The sequence below is a fragment of the Streptomyces spongiae genome (genome assembly GCF_009377185.1).
GTDB lineage: Bacteria > Actinomycetota > Actinomycetes > Streptomycetales > Streptomycetaceae > Streptomyces > Streptomyces spongiae.
Genome location: NZ_VJZC01000714.1, coordinates 1 through 4,575, shown reverse-complemented (window position 1 = coordinate 4,575; position 4,575 = coordinate 1). Strand labels below are relative to the sequence as shown.

4 protein-coding genes and 1 pseudogene are annotated in these 4,575 nt (G+C 72.3%); 4 read left to right on the top strand and 1 reads right to left on the bottom strand.

The features are described from left to right. From FNH08_RS45175 to hutI, 4 genes and pseudogenes are all read left to right on the top strand, one after another. Window positions 1–201 (top strand): annotated as a pseudogene (locus FNH08_RS45175) (urocanate hydratase); the annotation flags it as partial. A 155-nt stretch (window positions 202–356) separates the two neighbouring features. Then, window positions 357–1,559, top strand: coding sequence for an allantoate amidohydrolase (locus FNH08_RS45170; RefSeq protein ID WP_152777367.1), 1,203 nt, complete (start codon window positions 357–359; stop codon window positions 1,557–1,559). Then, complete coding sequence (locus FNH08_RS45165) at window positions 1,556–2,893, top strand: formimidoylglutamate deiminase (protein ID WP_322726482.1); 1,338 nt, start codon at window positions 1,556–1,558, stop codon at window positions 2,891–2,893. The genes FNH08_RS45170 and FNH08_RS45165 overlap by 4 nt, the downstream gene beginning before the upstream one ends. A gap of 20 nt (window positions 2,894–2,913) precedes the next feature. Continuing rightward, the gene (hutI, locus tag FNH08_RS45160; protein ID WP_152777363.1) at window positions 2,914–4,101 is read left to right on the top strand and encodes an imidazolonepropionase; all 1,188 of its coding nucleotides are present in this window, start codon (window positions 2,914–2,916) and stop codon (window positions 4,099–4,101) included. Here the strand turns inward: hutI and FNH08_RS45155 are convergent. After that, window positions 4,094–4,575: RICIN domain-containing protein (locus FNH08_RS45155; RefSeq protein ID WP_194238842.1), on the bottom strand; the 482-nt coding region annotated here is incomplete at its 5' end. The two genes, hutI and FNH08_RS45155, sit on opposite strands and share 8 nt — an antisense overlap.

Below are 4,575 nucleotides of genomic sequence, written 5' to 3'. Positions count from 1 at the left end.
GGTATGGGCCGCTCCATCCACGCGGGGCAGGTGACGGTGGCCGACGGGACGAAGCTCGGTGGGGAGAAGATCCGGCGGGTGCTGACCAATGACCCGGGCATGGGGGTCATCCGGCACGTGGATGCCGGGTACGACATCGCGGAGTCGGTTGCCGACGAGCGGGGTGTGCGGGTGCCTGTGCGTGAAGGTGACGAGTCTTGAGCCGTACGGACGAGCGGGGCGGCAACTCTTCGGTGGGGGCCGGTGCCTCGTCGCCGAGCGCGGGTCCGGCTGTGCCCACCCGTTCCGCCCAGCGGAACGACTGCCCACAGCCTGGGCAGGCTGTGCAGCCCGTGCGGGGCAGTTCCTTCCATGAGATGTGGCGTGAGCTGGTTCCTGTCGGGCGGCATCAGGAATCGGGTGGCTATCGCCGTTACGCCTGGACCGGGGCCGACGCCGAGTGTCGGGCGTGGTTCAAGGAGCAGGCCGAGGCGCGTGGGTTGAGCTATGAGCTCGACCGGAACGGGAACCAGTGGGCCTGGCTCGGGGACCCCGCGGCCGGGGACGCCGTCGTCACCGGGTCGCATCTCGACTCCGTGCCCGACGGCGGGGCCTTCGACGGGCCCCTCGGGGTCGTGTCGTCGTTCGCCGCGCTCGATGAACTCCGCGCGCGGCAGGTCACGTTCAGCAAGCCCCTCGCCATCGTCAACTTCGGTGACGAGGAGGGCGCCCGGTTCGGCCTGGCCTGTGTGGGCTCACGGCTCACCGCAGGGCAGCTCAGCGCCGAGCAGGCGCACCGGCTGACCGACGGGGAAGGGGTCAGTCTGCCGAAGGCCATGGAGGCCGCCGGGTACGACCCCGAGGGCATCGGGGCCGACCCCGAGCGGCTCGCCCGTATCGGCGCCTTCGTCGAGCTGCACGTCGAGCAGGGCCGGGCACTGGACCTGTCCGGTGACCGGGTCGGCATCGCCAGCGCCATCTGGCCGCACGGGCGGTGGCGGTTCGACTTCCGGGGCGAGGCCAACCACGCGGGGACGACCCGGCTCGTCGACCGGCGCGACCCCATGCTGTCGTACGCCGAGACCGTGCTCGCCGCCCGCCGCGCGGCCGAACTCGCCGGTGCCGTCGCCACCTTCGGCAAGATCTCCGTCGAACCGAACGGCGTCAACGCCGTCCCCTCCCTGGTCCGCGGCTGGCTCGACTCCCGCGCCGAGGACCAGGCCACCCTCGACACCGTCGTCGGCGGCATCGAGAAGGCCGCCCGTGAGTACGCCGAGGCACACGGCGTCGACCTCGACGTCGTCCGGGAGTCCTTCACCCCCGTCGTCGAGTTCGACCACGCCCTGCGCGACGAGATCGCCCGCATCCTCGGCAAGGACACCGACATCACCGTCCCCGTCCTGGGTACCGGAGCCGGACACGACGCCGGGATCCTGTCCGGGAGCATCCCGACCGCCATGCTGTTCGTGCGCAACCCCACGGGCGTCTCGCACTCCCCGGCCGAGCACGCCGCCGAGGACGACTGCGTGGCCGGGGTGACCGCACTCGCCGACGTACTGGAAGGGCTGGCCCGCAGGTGACACCGAAGACCTACTGGCTGGAGCACGCCTGGCTCGGCACCCACGTCGAGCCGTCGGTCGCCGTCGAGGTCGCGGACGGCCGCATCACCGCCGTCCGGACCGGCGAGGAATCCCCGCCCCCGGGCGCCGAGATCCTCCGTGGACTGACGCTCCCGGGGCTGGCGAACGCCCACTCGCACGCCTTCCACCGCGCCCTGCGCGGCACCGTTCAGGTCGGCTCCGGCACCTTCTGGACCTGGCGCGAGATCATGTACGCCACGGCCGACCGGCTCACCCCGGACACCTACCACGCCCTCGCCCGCGCCGTGTACGCCGAGATGGCGCTGGCGGGCGTCACATCGGTCGGCGAGTTCCACTACGTCCACCACGCCCCCGGCGGTATTCCCTACGCCGATCCCAACGCGATGGGCGAGGCCCTCATCGCGGCCGCCGCCGAAGCCGGCATCCGCATCACCCTCCTCGACACCGCCTACCTGTCCTCCGGCTTCGGACAACCGCCGGGCACCCACCAGCGCCGTTTCTCCGACGGCGACGCGGACGCGTGGGCAGATCGCTGTTCAGTTCTCAAGGAACGGGATCACGCGCGGATCGGAGCGGCCATCCACTCCGTACGGGCCGTGCCCGCCGACCAGTTGGAGATCGTGGCCCGCTGGGCCGAGGAGCGGCGGGCCCCGCTGCATGTGCACCTGTCCGAGCAGACCGCCGAGAACCAGGCATGCCTGGAGATCCACGGGTGCACTCCGACGCAGCTGCTAGCCGTGCACGGCGTCCTCGGGCCGCGCACGACCGGCGTCCACAACACCCACCTCACCGCCGAGGACATCTCCCTCATCGGCGGCAGCGGCACCGGCACCTGCATGTGCCCCACCACCGAGCGCGACCTGGCCGACGGCATCGGGCCCGCGGCCGCCCTGCAGAACGAGGGCTCCCCGCTCTCCCTCGGCTCCGACAGCCACGCCGTGATCGACCTGCTCGAAGAGGCCCGCGCGATGGAGCTGAACGAGCGACTGCGCACCCGCACCCGTGGTCACTGGACGGCGGCGGCCCTCCTGCGTGCGGCCTCGGCCGACGGCCATGCCGCCCTCGGCTGGGACGACGCGGGCACCCTCGAACCCGGCGCGCTCGCCGACCTCACGACGATCGCGCTCGACTCGGTCAGAACAGCGGGGCCACTGCCGCGGCTCGGCGCCGAGACGGCCGTATTCGCCGCGACGGCAGCGGACGTACGGCACACGGTCGTCGCAGGGCGACACGTCGTACGCGACGGGGCGCACGCCCTCGTACCGGATGTGCCACAAGCCCTCGCGCGGGCAGTCGAAGCCCTCCGCGCCTGACGACCACCCACGAGGACGCCATGAGCAGCAGCAACGGCACGACCACCGTCATCACCAACATCGCCACGCTGGTCACCAACGACCCCTCCCTCGGTGACGGCTCACCCCTCGGTCTGATCCAGGACGCGGCCGTCGTCATCGACGGCGACCGCGTCGCGTGGACCGGTGAATCAAGCAAAGCACCCGCCACTGACAATCGGGTCGACGCCGAGGGCCGCGCGGTGATCCCCGGCTTCGTGGACTCCCACTCCCACCTGGTCTTCGCGGGCGACCGCACCCAGGAGTTCAACGCCCGGATGTCCGGCCGGAGCTACAGCGCGGGCGGCATCCGTACGACAGTGGCGGCCACCCGCGCCGCGTCGGACGAGGAGCTGGAGGCCAACCTCACCCGCTACCTCGCCGAGGCCCTCCGCCAGGGCACGACCACCTTCGAGACCAAGTCCGGCTACGGCCTCACCGTCGAGGACGAGGCCCGCTCCCTGCGCATCGCCGCCGCCCACACCGACGAGGTCACCTACCTCGGCGCCCACATCGTGTCGCCCGACCACGCCGACGACCCGGCCGTGTACGTGGCCCTGGTCACCGGCGAGATGCTCGACGCCTGTGCCCCGTACGCCCGCTGGATCGACGTCTTCTGCGAGAAGGGCGCCTTCGACGGCGACCAGGCGCGCGCGATCCTCACCGCGGGCAAGGCGAAGGGCCTGCACCCGCGCGTCCACGCCAACCAGCTCACCTACGGCCCGGGCGTCCAGCTCGCCGTGGAACTGGACGCGGCCAGCGCCGACCACTGCACCCACCTGACCGACGAGGACGTCGACGCCCTCGCCCACAGCCGTACGGTCGCCACCCTGCTCCCCGGCGCCGAGTTCTCCACCCGCGCCGAGTGGCCGAACGCCCGCCGGCTCCTCGACGCGGGCGTCACGGTCGCCCTGTCCACCGACTGCAACCCGGGCTCGTCCTTCACCTCGTCCGTGCCCTTCTGCGTCGCGCTCGCGGTACGGGACATGGGGATGACGCCCGACGAGGCGGTGTGGTCGGCCACCGCGGGTGGCGCGGCGGCCCTGCGACGCACGGACGTCGGCCGCCTCACCCCCGGCGCGTACGCCGACCTCGCCCTCCTCGACGCCCCGAGCCACGTCCACCTGGCCTACCGTCCCGGAGTGCCCCTGGTCTCACGGGTATGGCGGCGCGGGGTGCCCGTCATTTAGCACCCGCCCGCCACCGCTGTTCCGCGCGTCCCTGGTCCGGGAGCAGGAACAGCGTGTCGGCTCCCAGCGGGGTGACCGCGCGGTCGGGGGCGATGGCCGGGACGATCGTGCCGTCGGAGTCGACCGTGAAGCGGAGGTTGCGGCCGTTGGGGCCGTCGACCGAGACGCACTCCCAGATGCCGACGCCCCGCGAGGTGGAGCCGCGGCTGTCGAGGCAGTAGTCCTGGTCCGCGGAGGACTGGAGGACGCCACGGTCGGAGTCGACGCGCCAGAACTGGGTGCGGGAGGACGAGCAGGGGGCGGTGACGACGTCGGTGCCCTTCTCCAGTTCTCCGCCGCGGATGTCCAGGCACAGACCGGTGGAGACGTTCACGACCTGGGCGTAGGTGCTGTTCGGCGGGCGGGGCTCGTCCTGCGTCGAAGTCGGTTCGGGTTTCGGCTTCGGCTTCGTGGTGGTCGGGGTGGGCTTGGGGC

Coding starts and splice junctions, on each gene's coding strand:
- FNH08_RS45170 (WP_152777367.1), top strand. CDS start 357: ATGTGGCGTGAGCTGGTTCCTGTCGGGCGGCATCAGGAATCGGGTGGC.
- hutI (WP_152777363.1), top strand. CDS start 2,914: ATGAGCAGCAGCAACGGCACGACCACCGTCATCACCAACATCGCCACG.